A 17607-nucleotide genomic window follows, 5' to 3' on the forward strand; every position below is an offset into this window, starting at 1 on the left:
TGTAAGTCTTGGGGTCTGATACGGGGGTCCCGGGGCCGGCCAGAGGCTCAGGGATCTTCATCGCTGAACCTCCGGACCGGACTCCCGTCAGACCTCTTCGACGCTGCTCGGCTCGCGCCGGGACAGGTCGATGCCGAGCTCCTCCGCCGCGCGGAAGACGTCCTCGTCGGTGTCACGCATCTCGATGGACATACCGTCGCTGGACAGCACCTCCACGTTCAGGCAGAGAGACTGCATCTCCTTGATGAGCACCTTGAAGGACTCGGGGATGCCGGGCTCGGGGATGTTCTCGCCCTTGACGATGGCCTCGTAGACCTTCACGCGGCCGGTCACGTCGTCGGACTTGATGGTCAGGAGCTCCTGGAGGGCGTACGCGGCGCCGTATGCCTCCAGCGCCCACACCTCCATCTCACCGAAGCGCTGACCGCCGAACTGCGCCTTACCACCCAGCGGCTGCTGGGTGATCATCGAGTACGGACCGGTCGAACGGGCGTGCAGCTTGTCGTCGACCAGGTGGTGCAGCTTCAGGATGTACATGTAGCCGATGGAGATCGGGTCCGGGAACGGCTCACCGGAGCGGCCGTCGAACAGCCGCGCCTTACCGGTCGGCTGCACCATGCGCTCGCCGTCGCGGTTCGGGATGGTGTGCTGCAGCAGACCCGCCAGCTCGTCCTCACGCGCGCCGTCGAAGACCGGGGTGGCGACGTTGGTGCCGGGGGCGACCGCGTCGGCGCCGATCACCTGCAGACGCTGCGCCCACTCCTCGCCGAGCCCGGAGACGTCCCAGCCGCGGCTGGCGAGCCAGCCGAGGTGGATCTCCAGCACCTGTCCCGGGTTCATTCGGGACGGCACACCCAGCGGGTTGAGGATGATGTCGACCGGAGTCCCGTCCTCGAGGAACGGCATGTCCTCGATGGGCAGGATCTTGGAGATGACGCCCTTGTTGCCGTGACGGCCGGCGAGCTTGTCACCGTCCGTGATCTTGCGCTTCTGCGCCACGTAGACACGAACCAGCTGGTTCACGCCCGGCGGCAGCTCGTCGCCCTCTTCACGGTCGAAGACGCGGACGCCGATGACCTTGCCGATCTCGCCGTGCGGCACCTTCAGCGAGGTGTCACGGACCTCACGGGCCTTCTCACCGAAGATCGCGCGCAGCAGGCGCTCCTCCGGGGTCAGCTCGGTCTCGCCCTTGGGCGTGACCTTGCCGACCAGGATGTCACCGGCGACGACCTCGGCGCCGATGCGGATGATGCCGCGCTCGTCGAGGTCGGCGAGGACCTCCTCGGAGACGTTCGGGATGTCCCGGGTGATCTCCTCGGGGCCGAGCTTGGTGTCACGGGCGTCGACCTCGTGCTCCTCGATGTGGATCGAGGAGAGGACGTCGTCCTGCACGAGGCGCTGCGACAGGATGATCGCGTCCTCGTAGTTGTGACCCTCCCACGGCATGAACGCCACGAGCAGGTTCTTGCCCAGCGCCATCTCGCCGTTCTCGGTGGCCGGACCGTCGGCCAGGACCTGGCCCTCGATGATCCGGTCGCCCTCGTTGACGATGACCTTCTGGTTGACCGAGGTGCCCTGGTTGGAGCGGGCGAACTTGGCCAGGCGGTACGTGATGTACGTGCCGTCGTCGTTGGTGGTGGTGATGTAGTCCGCGGAGACCTCCTGGACCACACCCGCCTTCTCGGCCTTGACCACGTCGCCGGCGTCGACGGCGGAGCGGTACTCCATGCCGGTGCCGACGAGCGGGGACTCGCTCTTGATGAGCGGCACGGCCTGACGCATCATGTTCGCGCCCATCAGGGCACGGTTGGCGTCGTCGTGCTCGAGGAACGGGATCATGGCGGTCGCGACCGACACCATCTGGCGCGGCGAGACGTCCATGTAGTCCACGTCGTCACCGGCGACGTAGTCGACCTCGCCGCCACGGCGGCGGACCAGGACGCGGGCCTCGGTGAACTGCATGTCGTCGTTCAGCGTGGCGTTGGCCTGCGCGATGACGTAGCGGTCCTCCTCGTCGGCCGTCAGGTAGTCGACCTCGTCGGTGACCTGGCCGTCGACGACCTTGCGGTACGGCGTCTCCACGAAACCGAACGCGTTGACGCGGCCGTAGGAGGCGAGCGAACCGATCAGGCCGATGTTCGGGCCTTCGGGGGTCTCGATCGGGCACATGCGTCCGTAGTGGGACGGGTGCACGTCACGGACCTCGAAGCCGGCCCGCTCACGGGAGAGACCACCCGGGCCGAGCGCCGACAGGCGGCGCTTGTGGGTGAGACCCGACAGCGGGTTGTTCTGGTCCATGAACTGCGACAGCTGGCTGGTGCCGAAGAACTCCTTGATGGAGGCGACGACCGGCCGGATGTTGATCAGGGTCTGCGGCGTGATCGCCTCGACGTCCTGGGTCGTCATCCGCTCGCGGACGACTCGCTCCATACGCGCCAGACCCGTACGGACCTGGTTCTGGATGAGCTCGCCGACGCTGCGCAGACGACGGTTGCCGAAGTGGTCGATGTCGTCGGTCTCGACGACGATCGTCTGGCCGTTGTCCGCAGCCGTCTCGGTCTCGCCGGCGTGCAGCTTGACCAGGTACTTGATCGTCGAGATGACGTCCTCGACGGTCAGGACGCCCGCGTCCAGCGGAGCGTCCGCACCCAGCTTCTTGTTGACCTTGTAGCGGCCGACCTTCGCGAGGTCGTAGCGCTTGGGGTTGAAGTAGAGGTTCTCGAGCAGCGTCTGCGCGGCCTCACGCGTGGGGGGCTCGCCCGGACGCAGCTTGCGGTAGATGTCGAGCAGCGCGTCGTCCTGGCCCTGGGTGTGGTCCTTCTCCAGGGTGGCGCGCATGGACTCGTACTCGCCGAACTCCTCGAGGATCTGCTCGGTGGTCCAGCCGAGAGCCTTCAGGAGGACGGTGACGGACTGCTTGCGCTTGCGGTCGATGCGCACACCGACCATGTCGCGCTTGTCGATCTCCATCTCCAGCCAGGCACCCCGGGAGGGGATGATCTTGGCGGAGAAGATGTCCTTGTCGGACGTCTTGTCGATGGAGGAGTCGAAGTAGACACCCGGCGAACGAACCAGCTGGGACACCACGACACGCTCGGTGCCGTTGATGACGAAGGTGCCCTTGTTCGTCATGAGCGGGAAGTCGCCCATGAAGACCGTCTGGGACTTGATCTCGCCGGTCTCGTTGTTCGTGAACTCGGCCGTCACGAAGAGCGGGGCCGCGTACGTGAAGTCACGGTCCTTGCACTCGTCGATGCTGTTCTTAGGCGGCTCGAAACGGTGGTCGCGGAAGGTCAGCGACATCGACCCGGAGAAGTCCTCGATCGGGGAGATCTCCTCGAAGATCTCCTCCAGACCGGACTTCGTGGGGACGTCCTGACCCGACTCCAGAGCCGCCTCGACCCGACTCTGCCAGGCGGTGTTCCCGAGCAGCCAGTCAAAGCTCTCGGTCTGCAACGCGAGCAGGTTGGGAACCTCGAGGGGCTCCTTGATCTTTGCAAAGGAGATGCGCAGCGGGGCGGTGCTGGCAGCGTTGTTCGTATTCGCGGTCGAGGCGTTGCGCGAGGCGGCCAAGAGGGGGTCCTTCCGAGGGCTCGGACTCACTACGCGCGTACCGGCCCCTCTCCTGTGCACGGAGACAGCTTTCCGGATCTGGCGAAAAGGGCCAGGTCAGGAAGGTCTGGTCGTCCGGGCCCAAGGGAGGGCATGCCCCTGGTGACGGGCAGGGGACAGCTAACAGGCAGCGCAAAGGGTCAGTGTAGCCACTTGGCACACTGATGTCCAGTGCGGGTTCTTCGAGACCCTCGTAGTTCTCAACGCCCTCGGTCTGCTCGTCCTCAACGCACGGTGATACTGCCCTCTTCGTCGCCGATCCATGCCTCGGATTCGGATCCTTGTGACGACGCGTCCTGAGAATTGCGCGCTGCGTGCGGTTCGTCAAGGCCCCCCTGCGCTGACCGGGGCGCTCGGAGACACGACGAAGATCACCATACCCCCCGCTCACAGGGGTGTGAGGTAACCGTGGCCGCGCCCCCAGGAACGACGAAGAGCGACCACCCAGATGGATGATCGCTCTTCGGTGCGTCGGCGTTACAGCCCCAGAGGGACTGATTCAGCCTTCGCGTACGGTCGTCGCCGACCGTGGGGTGTTACTTGACCTCGACCGAGGCGCCGGCGGCCTTGAGGGACTCGGCGGCCTTCTCAGCGGCCTCCTTGGCGACCTTCTCGAGAACGGGCTTCGGGGCGCCGTCCACGAGGTCCTTGGCCTCCTTCAGACCCAGGGAGGTCAGCTCACGCACGACCTTGATGACCTGGATCTTCTTCTCGCCGGCGCCGGTGAGGACGACGTCGAACTCGTCCTGCTCCTCAGCGGCCTCGACCGGGGCGCCCGGGGCGGCGGGGCCCGCGACGGCGACCGCGGCGGCGGCGGTGACGTCGAACTTCTCCTCGAACGCCTTCACGAACTCGGAGAGCTGGATGAGGGTCATGCCCTCGAACTCGGCGAGCAGTTCGTCCTGGGTGAGAGCCATGACGGCTTTCCTTCCACTAATTCGGCTGGTGCCGGTGTGTACATGTCTGGCGGGCGTACGTTCGGCCCGCTAACGACCGCTGCTTCAGGCGGACTGCCGGAAGACGACGGTCATTTCGGGAGCCGAATTACTCGGCACCGCCCTGCTCGGCCTGCTTGGCGCGAAGAGCGTCCACGGTGCGGACGAGCTTCGAGGGAAGCGCCTGGAAGAGCTGAGCAGCCTGAGACTGCTTGCCCTTGAAGGCACCCGCCAGCTTGCTGAGCAGAACCTCGCGGGACTCGAGGTCCGCAAGCTTCTTGATCTCGTCGGCGGACAGCGCCTTGCCGTCAAGGACACCGCCCTTGATGACGAGGTTCGGGTTGTCCTTGGCGAAGTCACGAAGACCCTTCGCCGACTCCACCGGGTCACCGGTGATGAAGGCGACCGCCGTCGGACCGTTGAACAGGTCGTCGAGCGTGTTGATCCCGGCCTCGTTGGCCGCAATCTTGGTCAGCGTGTTCTTCACCACGGCGTACTGGGCGTTCTCACCGAGCGAACGACGCAGCGTCTTGAGCTGCGCCACGGTGAGACCCCGGTACTCGGTCAGCACGGCGGCGTTCGAGCTGCGGAACGACTCCGTCAGCTCGGCTACCGCGGCAGCCTTGTCGGGCCTTGCCATAGAGCGTCGGCCTCCTTCCGGGTGATGAGGACCGCTCAGAAGGGGCTGTGACAGACGAAACGCCCCGGCGCAGGCGCACGGGGCGTAGCTCGACCGAACGAATTCCATGGAAGGAGTTCGGTCCGGGAGCACATCCACTGACACCTGCGCGGGTCGTCCGCGTTGCAGCGGATCCTTCGGCCACCGCCCCCTCTGTCCGAGAGCACGGCAACGACCAGCGGTCTTTGGCTTCTGGGGAAGACTACGTGAACGGGTCTCGGTGAGGCAAATCCGCCCGGACGGGCCCTCTTCCGGCTCAGCCGCGGGCCTCCTTCAGCTCCTTGGCCATGTCGACGGTGTCGGAGGCGGGCGGCGCCTTCACGGTCACGGGCTTGCCGATGTCGAGGAACGTGATGGTGAGGTCGAGCTGGCCGTGCCGCCCCATGCCCTGCATGCGCAGCTGCCGCGTGCGGTCGTCGGCGTCGACCCACAGGTCCATGGTGAGCTCGTCGACACCCAGCTTCTCGTACTGCGCGAGACTCTTCTCGGTCCGCTGCCGGACGGCGGCGGCGTCGCCCTTGTGGGCGGCGCGGATCTCGTCGATGGCGGCCGTGCCCGTGTAGTGGGTGGTTCGGACGCCCTCGACGGTCTCGGCGCCGGCCTTCTTCAGGTCGTCGGCCGCGGTGAGGAAGCCGCTCTCGTGGGAGGGGTTGTCGCGGACCTTGTCGGCCGCCGTGCCGGTGTCGACCTTGATGCCGCTCGGTGTGCCGGACTTGCCCGGCGCACCGAACTTGACCCAGTGCTTGCCGTCCTCGTTGGCCTCGTCGGTGCCCACGTACAGGGCTCCGTCGACCATCCGGTACTCGCCCGTGCCCTGGTCCGGCCCGCTGAGCACGGTGGATTTCAGGCTCATGGCCGGCGGCTTGACGCCGATGGCGGCCTCGGCCTTGATCCGGCCCTCCTCCGGTGTCCGGCCGGTCATGCGGTAGCGCAGGGAGACGGGCTGCTCCGCCTTCTTCGCGGCGCGGGTGACGGCGGCCGCGGCCCCCGAGTCACCGCCGCTGTCCGTGCCGCCCGCGGCCGCGCATCCGGCGACGAGCAGCGCGGACAGCCCGAGGACGCCTACGGAAGATCTCATTCATTTCCCCCAGAACCCCATACAGAGAACACACGGTCGATGCACAGCAAGACCGTGAAGGTATCCCGGAGGGGTCGGGGAGGTCTCGTGAATTACGAGCCGACGCCTGTTCCCTTCTGCTGCTTCACCAGCTCCGTGAAGTCGGCGGTGTCGCTGGCCGGGGGCGTCCGGGCGGAGACCTTGGTGCCGTAGTCGCTGTAGTACGCGGTCTGGGAGTAGGCGCCCGCCGTGGTCTCGCCCTTCTCGATCTTCTTGACCAGCAGGTCCCGGTCGTCGACCCAGATGTCGACGGTCTCGGTGGTGACGCCTGCCTGTTGCAGCGTCTTGCGCAGGTCGTCGAGCTGGCTGCGGGTGAGGCTGGAGTTCTTCTCGGCGAGGTCGGCCACAGCGAGGGTCCCCGAGTAGTGCGTGGTGTGCTGCCCTCGCACCTTCTCCTCGCCGACCTCCCGCACGTCCCCGGAGGCCAGCAGAAGCTTCACCGACTGGTTGGGGGTGGTGTTCTGCATCTGGTCCTTCAGATACGCACCGGAGCTGCCGCCGAGGCTCTCCAGGTCGTCGTAGGCGTACTTGATCCAGTGCCGGCCGCCGGCCTGGGTGGCGAAGGTGTCGCCCATCCTGGCGTAGTAGGCGTCGGGCAGATAGCGGGCCTCCATCGACGTGGTGCCCATCTGCCGCATGGTGTCGGCCATGGTGCCGCCGGTGTAGGTGATGGTGAGGGTGCCGGTGAGGCCGTCGCCCCAGCCGAGGGCGCCGTCGGCGGTCATCGACATCACCGAGCCCATCGTGGTGGTCGACTCGACCTTGGCGGAGTCGGCGCCGTCGGTGGACTTCTCGGCGGTGCGCAGGGCCGCTATGGGGCTGAGCCGCGGGCTGCCGTCCTCGCCGCCGTTGCCGCCCCTGGCGGAGCCGCCGGGGCTTGCGGAGCTCGCGGACCCGCCCGAACCGCCGGAGCTGCAGGCGGCCACCCCCGCGAACAGCGTCATCGCAACGATCGACAGACTCGCCCGGCGCACGGTCGCACGCTTCACTCGCCCCACCCCCAAGGATTCCCGTGACTGCACGCTAACGCACAGCACTGACACCCGTACGGCGAAAGGGACGAGCCCCGCACCTCGAAAGGTTGCGGGGCTCGTCGCCGACTCAGGGCGAACCGTCAGGTTCAGACCGCGGCCGGGTCCTCCTCGACGAGGAGGTTGCGGGTGCGGTTCGGGTCGAGCTGGATGCCGGGGCCGATCGTGGTGCTGAGAGCGGCCTTCTTGATGTAGCGACCCTTGGCGGCGGACGGCTTCAGACGGAGGATCTCCTCCAGGGCCGCGCCGTAGTTCTCCACCAGCTGGGTGTCGTCGAAGGACGACTTGCCGATGATGAAGTGCAGGTTCGAGTGCTTGTCGACGCGGAACTCGATCTTGCCGCCCTTGATCTCCGTGACGGCCTTGGCCACGTCGGGGGTGACGGTGCCGGTCTTCGGGTTCGGCATCAGACCACGCGGACCGAGCACGCGGCCGAGGCGGCCGACCTTGCCCATGAGGTCCGGGGTGGCGACGACGGCGTCGAAGTCCAGGCGGCCCTTCGCGACCTCGTCGATCAGTTCGTCGGAGCCGACGATGTCGGCGCCCGCGGCCTCCGCGGCCGCAGCACGGTCACCGGTCGCGAAGACCAGGACCCGGGCGGTCTTGCCGGTGCCGTGCGGCAGGTTCACGGTGCCACGGACCATCTGGTCGGCCTTGCGCGGGTCGACACCCAGGCGGAAGGCGACCTCGACGGTGCCGTCGAACTTGCTCGTGGAGGTCTCCTTGGCGAGACGGACGGCCTCGAGCGGGGCGTACAGCTTCTCCCGGTCGATCTTGGCGTCCGCAGCGCGGAGAGACTTGCTGCGCTTGCTCACTACTGCTCCTGGTGATTCTGAGGAGTCGTGGTACGGGCCGAGCAGGCCCTTCCACACGTCTGCTTGGTACGGGGGGGGTGAGGTCAGCCCTCGACGGTGATGCCCATGGAACGGGCGGTGCCGGCGATGATCTTCGACGCGGCGTCCAGGTCGTTGGCGTTCAGGTCGGGCAGCTTGGTCGTGGCGATCTCACGGACCTGCGCCTGGGTGATCTTGGCGACCTTGGTCTTGTGCGGCTCGCCCGAGCCCTTCTCGACACCGGCGGCCTTGAGGATCATCTTCGCGGCCGGCGGCGTCTTGGTGACGAAGGTGAAGGAACGGTCCTCGTAGACCGTGATCTCAACCGGGATCACCCAGCCACGCTGCGACTCGGTCGCGGCGTTGTAGGCCTTGCAGAACTCCATGATGTTGACGCCGTGCTGACCGAGCGCGGGGCCGACCGGCGGGGCCGGGTTCGCCGCACCGGCGTTGATCTGGAGCTTGATGAGCCCCGTGACCTTCTTCTTCTTGGGAGGCATTGCTCTCCGGGTCCTTTCATTCGGGTCCATGCCCGCGCCAGGGAACCAACCGAACGCAGGCATACCGCACAACGATAACGGGTATAGATGCGCGGCCAAAAACCGAGCAGGTCAGGCAAGCTGAGGCAGCCCGCCTGACCTGGTCGGAAGAGTTGAGATCTAGTTCTTCTGGATCTGGTCGAAGCTGAGCTCGACCGGGGTCTCGCGGCCGAAGATCTCGACGAGGCCCTTGACCTTCTTCGAGTCGGCGTTGATCTCGTTGATCGTGGCCTGCAGCGTGGCGAACGGGCCGTCGGTGACGGTGACCGAGTCGCCGACCTCGAAGTCCAGCACCTGGACCTCGACCTTGCGGGCCGGAGCCGGCTTGCCCTCGGCCTCGGCGGCCTCGCGGGCGGCCTTCTCCTCGGCCTCCGGGGCGAGCATCTTGACGATCTCGTCCAGGGTCAGCGGGTACGGGTCGTAGGCGTTGCCCACGAAGCCGGTGACGCCGGGAGTGTTGCGGACGACGCCCCAGGACTCGTTCGTCAGGTCCATGCGCACCAGCACATAGCCGGGGAGCTTGTTCTGACGGATCGTCTTGCGGTCGCCGTTCTTGATCTGGACGACCTCTTCCTGCGGCACCTCGGCCTGGAAGATGTAGTCCTCGACGTTCAGCGAGACGGCGCGCTGCTCCAGGTTGGTCTTCACGCGGTTCTCGTAACCGGCGTACGTGTGGATCACGTACCACTCGCCGGGGAGGGTGCGCAGCTCTTCGCGCAGGGCGACGACGGGATCGACGGGCTCGGCCGGCTCTGCTTCCTCGGCCTCGTCGGCGACGACGTCCTCGTCCTCGACGTCCTCGTCGGCTTCCTCGCCCTCGGCTTCCTCGTCCTCGACGTGGAGCGCGGCTTCCTCAGCGGGCTCGCCCGCCTCGGCCTCGGCAGCCTCGAACTCGTCCAGGTCCTCGTCCGCGCCCTCGACGATGTCGAGCTCGTCGTCCACGGACTCGACGTCCTCGTTCAGGTTCTGGTCAGACACGGTGGCTGCTTCTTCCTGGATACATAGGGGTGGAACATGCGAAAGGGGCGCCGGATACCTCGGCGCCCTTCGCGATTGGATCAGCCGAAGACGTACTTGGCGGCGTGGCTGAGTCCATAGTCAATCACGGTCACCAGGCCGATCATGATGACAACGAAGACGATCACCACGGTCGTGTACGTCGTCAGCTGGCTCCGCGTGGGCCATACGACCTTGCGGAGCTCCGCGACGATCTGCCGATAGAAGATGGCCAGACGCTTCAGCGGGCCCTTCTTGGCGCGCTTGCCGCCCTTGCGGGTCTTCTTCTGCGCCTCAGGCACCTCGTCCTGGGCATCAGGCGTGTCGATGGAGCCCACGGCGTCCGCCATTCGTCCTCACCTGTTCCCGGGTCGTGGCCGTGCCGCGCCCGGTCTGAGCCGCACGGCGGTGCATTGCTGCTGTACGTACATGCGCTGCGCACACATCCTGGTGATGGTGTGTGTAGCAGGGCCGGAGGGACTTGAACCCCCAACCGCTGGTTTTGGAGACCAGTGCTCTACCAATTGAGCTACGACCCTTTGTTGTGTTCCCCAACGTACCGCATCCGACCGGGTGCTCGGTGTGCACCTGTTGTGGCGCGGCTGTTGAAGGCCAACGACGTGTGAGTGTACGTGGTCTTGGGCCCCTCGTCGAACGGAAAGCGTTCTTGATCGGATTCGCTCCGCTGTTCACCGCGATGTTCACGCTGATGGCCCGTCGGCTGACCAGTCCGTGAAACCCGTGTGCCGGGCGGGTTTCCGGTCTGAAACCATGGACCCCATGAGCGCTGCAACCCCTCCCACCGAGCGCCGGGTCTCCGCCCGAGTCGGCGCGATCTCCGAGTCCGCCACTCTCGCCGTGGACGCCAAGGCCAAGGCCCTGAAGGCCGCCGGGCGGCCGGTGATCGGCTTCGGCGCCGGTGAGCCCGACTTCCCGACTCCGGACTACATCGTCGAGGCCGCGATCGAGGCCTGCAAGAACCCGAAGTACCACCGGTACACGCCGGCCGGCGGTCTGCCCGAGCTGAAGGCCGCGATCGCCGCGAAGACGCTGCGCGACTCCGGCTACGAGGTCGACGCGTCCCAGATCCTGGTGACCAACGGCGGCAAGCAGGCGATCTACGAGGCGTTCGCCGCGATCCTCGACCCGGGCGACGAGGTCATCGTCCCGGCGCCGTACTGGACCACGTACCCGGAGTCGATCCGGCTGGCCGGCGGTGTCCCGGTGGAGGTCGTCGCCGACGAGACGACCGGCTACCGGGTCTCCGTCGAGCAGCTGGAGGCGGCGCGCACCGAGAACACGAAGGTCGTCCTCTTCGTCTCGCCCTCCAACCCGACCGGCGCGGTCTACAGCGCCGAGGACGCCGAGGCGATCGGCCGCTGGGCCGTGGAGCACGGCCTGTGGGTGATGACGGACGAGATCTACGAGCACCTGGTCTACGGCGACGCGACGTTCACCTCGCTGCCCGCGATCCTCCCCGAGCTGCGCGACAAGTGCATCGTCGTCAACGGTGTCGCCAAGACGTACGCGATGACGGGCTGGCGGGTGGGCTGGATCATCGGTCCGAAGGACGTCGTCAAGGCCGCGACGAACCTGCAGTCGCATGCCACGTCGAACGTCTCCAACGTGGCGCAGGTCGCCGCGCTGGCCGCCGTCTCCGGTGACCTGGAGGCCGTCGCGAAGATGCGCGAGGCCTTCGACCGGCGCCGCAAGACCATCGTGCGGATGCTCAACGAGATCGACGGCGTCCTCTGCCCGGAGCCCGAGGGCGCGTTCTACGCCTACCCGTCGGTGAAGGGGCTGCTCGGCAAGGAGATCCGCGGCAAGCGCCCGCAGGACTCGGTCGAGCTCGCCGCGCTCATCCTGGAGGAGGCCGAGGTCGCGGTGGTGCCGGGCGAGGCCTTCGGCACGCCGGGCTATCTGCGTCTGTCGTACGCGCTGGGCGACGAGGACCTCGTCGAGGGCGTGAGCCGCATCCAGAAGCTGCTGGCGGAGGCCAGGGACTGACCCTGCTCTCAAGAGCAGGTTGCGGGCCGTCTCCTTCGGGAGGCGGCCCGCTGCTTTGTGCGAGCAAGACCACTATCGGGGAAAGTGGTACCAGGACGACGGGAACGTGCGGCAGGATTCCCAGATGGAGCGTGTACGTGATGTCTCTGAGCTGCCGAAGGCCCATCTGCACCTGCACTTCACCGGTTCGATGCGGCCGGCCACCGTGCTGGAACTGGCCGACAAGTACGGCGTGCGCCTGCCCGAGGCGCTGACCGAGGCGCTGACGAGCGGGGAGCCCCCGAAGCTGCGGGCCACCGACGAGCGGGGCTGGTTCCGCTTCCAGCGCCTGTACGACGCGGCGCGCTCGTGCCTCAGGGAGCCGGAGGACATCCAGCGGCTGGTGCGGGAGGCCGCGGAGGAGGACCTGAAGGACGGCTCGGGCTGGCTGGAGATCCAGGTGGACCCGACGTCGTACGCGCCCCGGCTGGGCGGGCTGATCCCGGCGCTGGAGATCATCCTGGACGCGGTGGAGTCGGCCTCGCGCGACACCGGGCTCGGCATGCGGGTGCTGGTGGCGGCGAACCGCATGAAGCATCCGCTGGACGCCCGCACCCTGGCCCGGCTGGCCGTGCGGTACGCGGACCGGGGGGTGGTCGGGTTCGGGCTCTCGAACGACGAACGCCGGGGCATGGCCCGGGACTTCGACCGGGCGTTCGCCATCGCGCGGGAGGGCGGTCTGCTGTCCGCCCCGCACGGCGGCGAGTTGACGGGGCCTGCGTCCGTGCGCGACTGCCTGGACGATCTGCACGCGAACCGGCTGGGGCACGGGGTGCGGGCGGCCGAGGATCCGCGGCTGCTGAAGAAGCTCGCCGACCGGGGCGTGACCTGCGAGGTGTGCCCGGCGTCGAACGTGGCGCTCGGCGTCTACGAGAAGCCGGAGGACGTTCCGCTGCGGACCCTGTTCGACGCGGGCGTCCCCATGGCCCTGGGCGCCGACGACCCGCTGCTGTTCGGCTCGCGGCTGGCGGCCCAGTACGACCTCGCCCGCCACCACCACGCCTTCACGGACGAGGAGTTGGCGGAACTGGCCCGGCAGTCGGTACGGGGATCGGCGGCGCCGCAGGACGTGCAGGCGAAGCTGCTGTCGGGCGTGGACGACTGGCTGGCGTCCTGAGCCCTCAGCCGGCGATGCCGGCCAGCACGGTGCGGGCCAGGCGTACGGCGAAGTCGGCCGCCTCCGGCCGCTCCCCCAGCGCGTCGTAGGCGAACGCCCGCTGGGCACAGGCTCCCATCAGCAGCGAGGCCGCTGCGAACACGTCCGCCTCCGGCCGGACCCGGCCCACGCCCTGCTCGGCCCGCAGATACGCCGCGAGCTGCTCGATCGGCACGTGAGGGCCCGCGCCCAGCTCCCGCATGGCCTCGTCGTGCCGCCGCTTGAGCTGGGTCTCGGCGTACAGGGAGGCCGCGATCGGGAAGCTCTGCTCGTAGAAGAGCGCCGCCTGGCGGGCGATCTCGGTGAGGTTCCCCTCCAGCGTGCCCCGGCCGGGCTCCGCGGCCAGGCTGCTCAGCATCGGGGTCAGCCGGGGCAGCCGCTCCGCGAGGACGCGGATGAACAGCTCCTCCTTGCTCGCGAAGTACTTGTAGAGCGCCGCCTCGGAGCAGCCGGCCGCCTTCGCGATCTCCTTGGTGGTGGCACGGGCCAGTCCGACGGTGAGCATCAGCTCGTGCGCGGCGTCGAGGATGCGGACGCGGGCCGGTCGATCCATGCGGGTTCCCCTCTTGACGGGTGGGTGAATGCTTACCCACTCTAGGGGAAGCAGGGGTGAGTGAATGCTCACCCACCTAGGGGGAATGGGAGCACGCCATGAAGTTCACCGTTTTCGGCGCCACCGGAGGCATCGGCCGGGAGCTGGTCCGTCAGGCCCTGGACGCGGGCCACGAGGTCACGGCCGTCGTACGGGATCCCGCCCGGCTCGCCGTCACCGGCGGACGCCTGGAGGTGGTCCGCGCCGACCTCACCGACCCGGAGGCGCTGCGCCCCGCCGTGACCGGCCGGGACGCGGTCCTGTCCGGGCTCGGCGCGCGCCGCCGCAAGGACGCGGGCGTCGCGGCCCGGCTGACGCGTACGGTCCTGTCGGCCCTGGAGGCGGAGGGCGTGCGCCGGCTGCTCGTGGTGAGCGCCGGTCCGATCGGCCCCGAGCCCGAGGGCGACGGCGCCCTGGACCGAACGGTGCGCGGCCTCGTCTCGGCTGCCCTGAAGGACGTGTACGCCGACCTGCGGGAGATGGAGGCGGAACTGGCGCGCAGCGCCACCGACTGGACGGTGGTACGACCGCCCCGGCTGCAGGACAAGCCGGTGACCGGGGCGTACCGGACCGTCGTGGGCGGCTTCCCGCGCAAGGGCCGGTTCATCGGGCGGGCGGACGTGGCGCACGCGATGCTGGCGATGGTGGAGGACGCGGGGACGGTGAAGCAGGGGGTGGGGGTGGCTTACTAGAGGGCGGGTTACGGGGGTGGGCCGACCGGGGACATCCTCCTATGGACCGCGTCCTCTCACTGGCGGCGGTTTCCCAGGGGGCCGGCGGCCGCTCGATGGGCGCCTACAGGCTGACGCCCACCATCACCGGCTCGTTGACCAGGGTGATCCCGAAGGCCTCGCGCACACCGGTCACGACCTCGCGGGCCAGCGCCAGCAGGTCCTCCGTGGTGGCCGTGCCGCGGTTGGTGAGGGCGAGGGTGTGCTTGCTGGAGATGCGGGCGGGGCCGCTGCCGTATCCCTTGGTGAAGCCCGCCTTGTCGATCAGCCAGGCAGCGGAGGTCTTAGTGTGGCCCTCGCCGGCCGGATAGGCGGGCGGCTCCACGCCGTCGCCCAGCCGTTCGCGCACGCGCGCGTGGAACACGGCGAAATCGGCGTCGGTGACGATCGGGTTGGTGAAGAACGAACCGGCCGACCAGGTGTCGTGGTCCTCGGCGTCGAGGACCATGCCCTTCCCGGCGCGCAGCTTCAGCACGGTCTCGCGCGCCTGCGCGAGCGGCACCCGGTCCCCCGGCTCGACGCCCAGCGCCCGTGCCGTCTCGGCGTACTTCAGGGGCGCCGACAGCCCGCCCGCGTCGGCCAGTTCGAAGCGGACGCGCAGGACGACATACCGCTCGGGGTCGGCCTTGAAGCGGCTGTGACGGTAGGAGAAGGCGCACTCCTCGTTGGTGAGCGCGACCGTCTCGCCCGCCCGGCGGTCGTAGGCGATGACCTCGGTGATCGTGGAGGAGACCTCCTGGCCGTACGCCCCGACGTTCTGGATCGGCGTGGCGCCCGCCGAGCCGGGGATGCCGGCCAGGCACTCGACGCCGGCGAGCCCGGCCTCCACGGTGCGGGCGACGGCGTCGGTCCAGACCTCGCCGGCGGCCAGTTCCAGCCGGGTCCCGAGGAGTTCGAAGCCTCGGGTGGCGATGCGCAGGGCGGTGCCCTCGAAACCCTTGTCGCCGATGACGAGGTTGGAGCCGCCGCCGACGACGAGCAACGGTGTGCCGTCGGCGTCGGCCTCGCGCACGGCGGCGATCACCTCGGCGTCGGTGGTCGCGGTCACCAGCCTGGTGGCGGGACCGCCCAGCCGGAAGGTGGTCAGCGGGGCGAGCGGGGCGTCCTGGAGTTCCTGCACGCGCCCAAGCGTACGAGACACCACCGACAGCCCCGCCCGCCGTCCCGCCCGCACGGCCGTCGACCGCCCGTCACCCGTCACCCGTCACCCGTCGTCCGTCTTCCGTCCGTCGATGCACGCGCGCGTGCTGGGTGATTGCTGGTGTCTCAGCGGGCGGCGCTCTCCGGAGCGGGCGCCGCCGACCTCCCGCAGCGCGTTGTCGGCGCCTGACGCGCTCCCCTGCTCCTGCGGACGGACGCCGGACATCACCAGGCCGGAGGCCGGGGCGAAGAACGACGCCATGCCGACGCGGCTGAGGGGAGGAGCCGAGGAGGGGGCCGGGAGGGGGCTGGGGCGGCGCTGCGAGGACCTGTGCCAAGGGGCCGACGGAACGCCGTCCCGACCTCGCCCGTTGGGGCAGGTAGGGGGCCGCAAACAGTAAGGAGCGCCCCGCAATGGAGAACGCCCCTTACTCACGTGCCTGCGCGTTACTCACGTACCTGCGCGCAGCCGCCCGACGTCAGCCCAGCCGCACGACCGCCCGGGACATCCCGAGCACCTTCTGGCCGCCGCTGGTCACGGTCAGGTCGACCCGCACGGTGTTGTCGTCGAGCTTGGCGCCGACCTTGCCGGTGACCTCGATCACCGCGCCCTGGTCGTCGTTCGGGACCACGACCGGCCTGGTGAAGCGGACGCCGTAGTCGACGAGCGCGCCCGGGTCGCCGGTCCAGTCGGTGACGACGCGGATCGCCTCGGCCATGGTGAACATGCCGTGCGCGATGACGTCCGGCAGGCCCACCTCCTTGGCGAACTTCTCGTTCCAGTGGATGGGGTTGAAGTCCCCCGAGGCGCCCGCGTACTGCACGAGCGTGGCGCGGTTCACAGGGAAGGACTGGGCCGGCAGCTCGGTGCCGACCTCGACGTCGTCGTAAGCGATCTTCGCCGTCATCGGTTCCTCACGCCTCCCCGTCTGCTTCTGCGGGCGTCGATGCCTGCTCAGGCTCCGCCGCGCGGGCGACCAGTTTGGTCCAGGCGGTGACGACGTGCTCGCCGGACTCGTCGTGGACCTCGCCACGGATGTCCAGGATGTCGTTGCCGGCCATGGACTTGACGGCCTCGATGGTCGAAGTGACCGTGAGCCGGTCACCGGCGCGCACCGGACGCTTGTAGGCGAACTTCTGGTCGCCGTGCACGACGCGGTTGTAGTCGAGGCCCAGCTGAGGGTCCCGGACGACCTGTCCCGCCGCCTTGAAGGTGATCGAGAACACGAAGGTCGGCGGCGCGATCACATCGGCGTATCCGAGCGCCTTGGCGGCGTCCGGGTCGGTGTACGCCGGGTTGGCGTCGCCCACGGCCTCGGCGAACTCGCGGATCTTCTCCCGGCCGATCTCATAGGGATCGGTGGGCGGGTAGGTCCGCCCCACGAAGGACTGGTCGAGCGCCATGGGCCTCGGCACCTCCTGGTTGCTCTGCGTGATTGCGCTGCGTTGCGTCACTGGCTGCGTTGCATTACTGGCCGGCTTCACCGACCGGGTCCACCGATCAGGCTTACCAACCGGTACGGGTCACTCAACGACACGAGGCCGCCCCCGATCACTCGGGGACGGCCTCGCATACGAGCCTGGTTTATCGCGTCTCGCGGTGCGCGGTGTGCGCGTTGCAACGCGGGCAGTGCTTCTTCATCTCCAGTCGGTCCGGGTTGTTACGCCGGTTCTTCTTGGTGATGTAGTTCCGCTCCTTGCACTCCACGCAGGCCAGCGTGATCTTCGGGCGGACGTCGGTGGCAGCCACAGGAGTGCTCCTTGACGAACGGATGGGACGATTAACGCATACAAGAGTAGCCGATCGAAGGACCGACCCCACAATCGGCTACTGTCAGTAGCGGTGACCGGACTTGAACCGGTGACACAGCGATTATGAGCCGCTTGCTCTACCGACTGAGCTACACCGCTTTGATGGGATCAGGTCCCGCCTTGCGACGGGAACCTCACCCACCAGAGCCCCAATACGGAATCGAACCGTAGACCTTCTCCTTACCATGGAGACGCTCTACCGACTGAGCTATTGGGGCGAGCGATGAAGACATTACACGGTCCGCAGCCGTTCACCCAAATCCGTTTCGCGAGGCCCTACGGGGCCGCCGAGGGGGCCGTTTCCCCAAGGTCCCGGCGGTCTCCTGAGCCCCTCCGGCATGTCCGACCACACCGGTATGACTATTTCGCTCCTCCCCGCCCGTCCCGA

The 17607-nt window shown here is 68.3% G+C and carries 18 protein-coding genes and 3 tRNA genes; 3 read left to right on the forward strand and 18 right to left on the reverse strand.

Translation table 11 applies throughout. The annotated features are described in order from the left end of the window. Nucleotides 1–87: 87 nt before the first annotated feature. The 10 genes from rpoB to ACZ5SK_RS39990 all read right to left on the reverse strand — a co-directional run bounded on the left by rpoB (nt 88) and on the right by ACZ5SK_RS39990 (nt 10281). Nucleotides 88–3573, reverse strand: a complete 3486-nt coding sequence (gene rpoB / locus ACZ5SK_RS39945; RefSeq protein WP_334577833.1) for a DNA-directed RNA polymerase subunit beta — start codon at nt 3571–3573, stop codon at nt 88–90. 575 nt (nt 3574–4148) lie between these two features. Beyond that, nucleotides 4149–4529, reverse strand: coding sequence for a 50S ribosomal protein L7/L12 (gene rplL / locus ACZ5SK_RS39950; RefSeq protein WP_079660429.1), 381 nt, complete (start codon nt 4527–4529; stop codon nt 4149–4151). Between the two features lie 127 nt (nt 4530–4656). After that, on the reverse strand, nt 4657–5187 hold the full coding sequence (gene rplJ / locus ACZ5SK_RS39955; RefSeq protein WP_079660430.1) for a 50S ribosomal protein L10: 531 nt from the start codon (nt 5185–5187) through the stop codon (nt 4657–4659). A gap of 295 nt (nt 5188–5482) precedes the next feature. Beyond that, nucleotides 5483–6304: an SCO4651 family lipoprotein gene (locus ACZ5SK_RS39960; protein WP_334577834.1), complete on the reverse strand. Its 822-nt coding sequence runs from the start codon at nt 6302–6304 to the stop codon at nt 5483–5485. A gap of 92 nt (nt 6305–6396) precedes the next feature. Then, nucleotides 6397–7332, reverse strand: a complete 936-nt coding sequence (locus ACZ5SK_RS39965) for an SCO4651 family lipoprotein (protein ID WP_334577835.1) — start codon at nt 7330–7332, stop codon at nt 6397–6399. A gap of 131 nt (nt 7333–7463) precedes the next feature. Beyond that, on the reverse strand, nt 7464–8189 hold the full coding sequence (rplA, locus tag ACZ5SK_RS39970; RefSeq protein ID WP_334577836.1) for a 50S ribosomal protein L1: 726 nt from the start codon (nt 8187–8189) through the stop codon (nt 7464–7466). Between the two features lie 83 nt (nt 8190–8272). After that, on the reverse strand, nt 8273–8707 hold the full coding sequence (gene rplK / locus ACZ5SK_RS39975; RefSeq protein ID WP_019072313.1) for a 50S ribosomal protein L11: 435 nt from the start codon (nt 8705–8707) through the stop codon (nt 8273–8275). Between the two features lie 159 nt (nt 8708–8866). Further along, nucleotides 8867–9724, reverse strand: a complete 858-nt coding sequence (gene nusG, locus ACZ5SK_RS39980; RefSeq protein WP_319673714.1) for a transcription termination/antitermination protein NusG — start codon at nt 9722–9724, stop codon at nt 8867–8869. A gap of 80 nt (nt 9725–9804) precedes the next feature. Next, a complete protein-coding gene (secE, locus tag ACZ5SK_RS39985) occupies nt 9805–10092 on the reverse strand; it encodes a preprotein translocase subunit SecE (RefSeq protein WP_079660434.1) in 288 nt (95 codons plus the stop codon). 116 nt (nt 10093–10208) lie between these two features. Continuing rightward, a tRNA-Trp gene (locus ACZ5SK_RS39990) sits at nt 10209–10281 on the reverse strand. A 241-nt stretch (nt 10282–10522) separates the two neighbouring features. On the opposite strand from ACZ5SK_RS39990, the gene ACZ5SK_RS39995 reads away from it, so the two are divergent. Continuing rightward, nucleotides 10523–11749 (forward strand): pyridoxal phosphate-dependent aminotransferase, encoded by a 1227-nt coding sequence (locus tag ACZ5SK_RS39995; protein WP_319334140.1) that lies wholly within the window; start codon nt 10523–10525, stop codon nt 11747–11749. Nucleotides 11750–11873: 124 nt separating this feature from the next. Next, nucleotides 11874–12905 carry an adenosine deaminase gene (locus ACZ5SK_RS40000; RefSeq protein ID WP_334577837.1) on the forward strand — a complete coding sequence of 344 codons (1032 nt, stop codon included), beginning with the start codon at nt 11874–11876 and terminating at the stop codon, nt 12903–12905. 4 nt (nt 12906–12909) lie between these two features. Here the strand turns inward: ACZ5SK_RS40000 and ACZ5SK_RS40005 are convergent, their stop codons facing one another. Further along, entirely contained in the window at nt 12910–13497 is a 588-nt protein-coding gene (locus ACZ5SK_RS40005; RefSeq protein ID WP_361708080.1) for a TetR/AcrR family transcriptional regulator, read from the reverse strand. A gap of 98 nt (nt 13498–13595) precedes the next feature. Here ACZ5SK_RS40005 and ACZ5SK_RS40010 point away from each other — a divergent pair, with 98 nt between their 5' ends. Further along, a complete protein-coding gene (locus ACZ5SK_RS40010) occupies nt 13596–14228 on the forward strand; it encodes an NAD(P)-dependent oxidoreductase (protein WP_334577839.1) in 633 nt (210 codons plus the stop codon). Nucleotides 14229–14331: 103 nt separating this feature from the next. Here the strand turns inward: ACZ5SK_RS40010 and ACZ5SK_RS40015 are convergent, their stop codons facing one another. The 7 genes from ACZ5SK_RS40015 to ACZ5SK_RS40045 form a co-directional block, all read right to left on the reverse strand. After that, nucleotides 14332–15387, reverse strand: coding sequence for a UDP-N-acetylmuramate dehydrogenase (locus ACZ5SK_RS40015; protein WP_334577840.1), 1056 nt, complete (start codon nt 15385–15387; stop codon nt 14332–14334). A gap of 84 nt (nt 15388–15471) precedes the next feature. Then, nucleotides 15472–15669, reverse strand: coding sequence for a hypothetical protein (locus ACZ5SK_RS40020; RefSeq protein WP_334581418.1), 198 nt, complete (start codon nt 15667–15669; stop codon nt 15472–15474). Between the two features lie 217 nt (nt 15670–15886). After that, nucleotides 15887–16315: a MaoC family dehydratase gene (locus ACZ5SK_RS40025; RefSeq protein ID WP_319334151.1), complete on the reverse strand. Its 429-nt coding sequence runs from the start codon at nt 16313–16315 to the stop codon at nt 15887–15889. 7 nt (nt 16316–16322) lie between these two features. After that, complete coding sequence (locus ACZ5SK_RS40030; protein ID WP_334577841.1) at nt 16323–16811, reverse strand: MaoC family dehydratase N-terminal domain-containing protein; 489 nt, start codon at nt 16809–16811, stop codon at nt 16323–16325. 181 nt (nt 16812–16992) lie between these two features. Then, complete coding sequence (gene rpmG, locus ACZ5SK_RS40035) at nt 16993–17157, reverse strand: 50S ribosomal protein L33 (RefSeq protein WP_003948671.1); 165 nt, start codon at nt 17155–17157, stop codon at nt 16993–16995. 88 nt (nt 17158–17245) lie between these two features. Further along, nucleotides 17246–17318, reverse strand: a tRNA-Met gene (locus tag ACZ5SK_RS40040). A gap of 46 nt (nt 17319–17364) precedes the next feature. Further along, a tRNA-Thr gene (locus tag ACZ5SK_RS40045) sits at nt 17365–17437 on the reverse strand. Nucleotides 17438–17607 lie beyond the last annotated feature (170 nt).

The sequence above is a fragment of the Streptomyces sp. NPDC031474 genome (assembly GCF_055581185.1).

Bases quoted from the DNA above. Each gene is read 5' to 3' on its own strand.
- rplL (WP_079660429.1), bottom strand. From the start codon at position 4,529: ATGGCTCTCACCCAGGACGAACTGCTCGCCGAGTTCGAGGGCATGACC.
- rplJ (WP_079660430.1), bottom strand. From the start codon at position 5,187: ATGGCAAGGCCCGACAAGGCTGCCGCGGTAGCCGAGCTGACGGAGTCG.
- ACZ5SK_RS39960 (WP_334577834.1), bottom strand. From the start codon at position 6,304: ATGAGATCTTCCGTAGGCGTCCTCGGGCTGTCCGCGCTGCTCGTCGCC.
- rplK (WP_019072313.1), bottom strand. From the start codon at position 8,707: ATGCCTCCCAAGAAGAAGAAGGTCACGGGGCTCATCAAGCTCCAGATC.
- secE (WP_079660434.1), bottom strand. From the start codon at position 10,092: ATGGCGGACGCCGTGGGCTCCATCGACACGCCTGATGCCCAGGACGAG.
- ACZ5SK_RS39995 (WP_319334140.1), top strand. From the start codon at position 10,523: ATGAGCGCTGCAACCCCTCCCACCGAGCGCCGGGTCTCCGCCCGAGTC.
- ACZ5SK_RS40000 (WP_334577837.1), top strand. From the start codon at position 11,874: ATGGAGCGTGTACGTGATGTCTCTGAGCTGCCGAAGGCCCATCTGCAC.
- ACZ5SK_RS40005 (WP_361708080.1), bottom strand. From the start codon at position 13,497: ATGGATCGACCGGCCCGCGTCCGCATCCTCGACGCCGCGCACGAGCTG.
- ACZ5SK_RS40010 (WP_334577839.1), top strand. From the start codon at position 13,596: ATGAAGTTCACCGTTTTCGGCGCCACCGGAGGCATCGGCCGGGAGCTG.
- ACZ5SK_RS40020 (WP_334581418.1), bottom strand. From the start codon at position 15,669: ATGGCGTCGTTCTTCGCCCCGGCCTCCGGCCTGGTGATGTCCGGCGTC.
- ACZ5SK_RS40025 (WP_319334151.1), bottom strand. From the start codon at position 16,315: ATGACGGCGAAGATCGCTTACGACGACGTCGAGGTCGGCACCGAGCTG.
- ACZ5SK_RS40030 (WP_334577841.1), bottom strand. From the start codon at position 16,811: ATGGCGCTCGACCAGTCCTTCGTGGGGCGGACCTACCCGCCCACCGAT.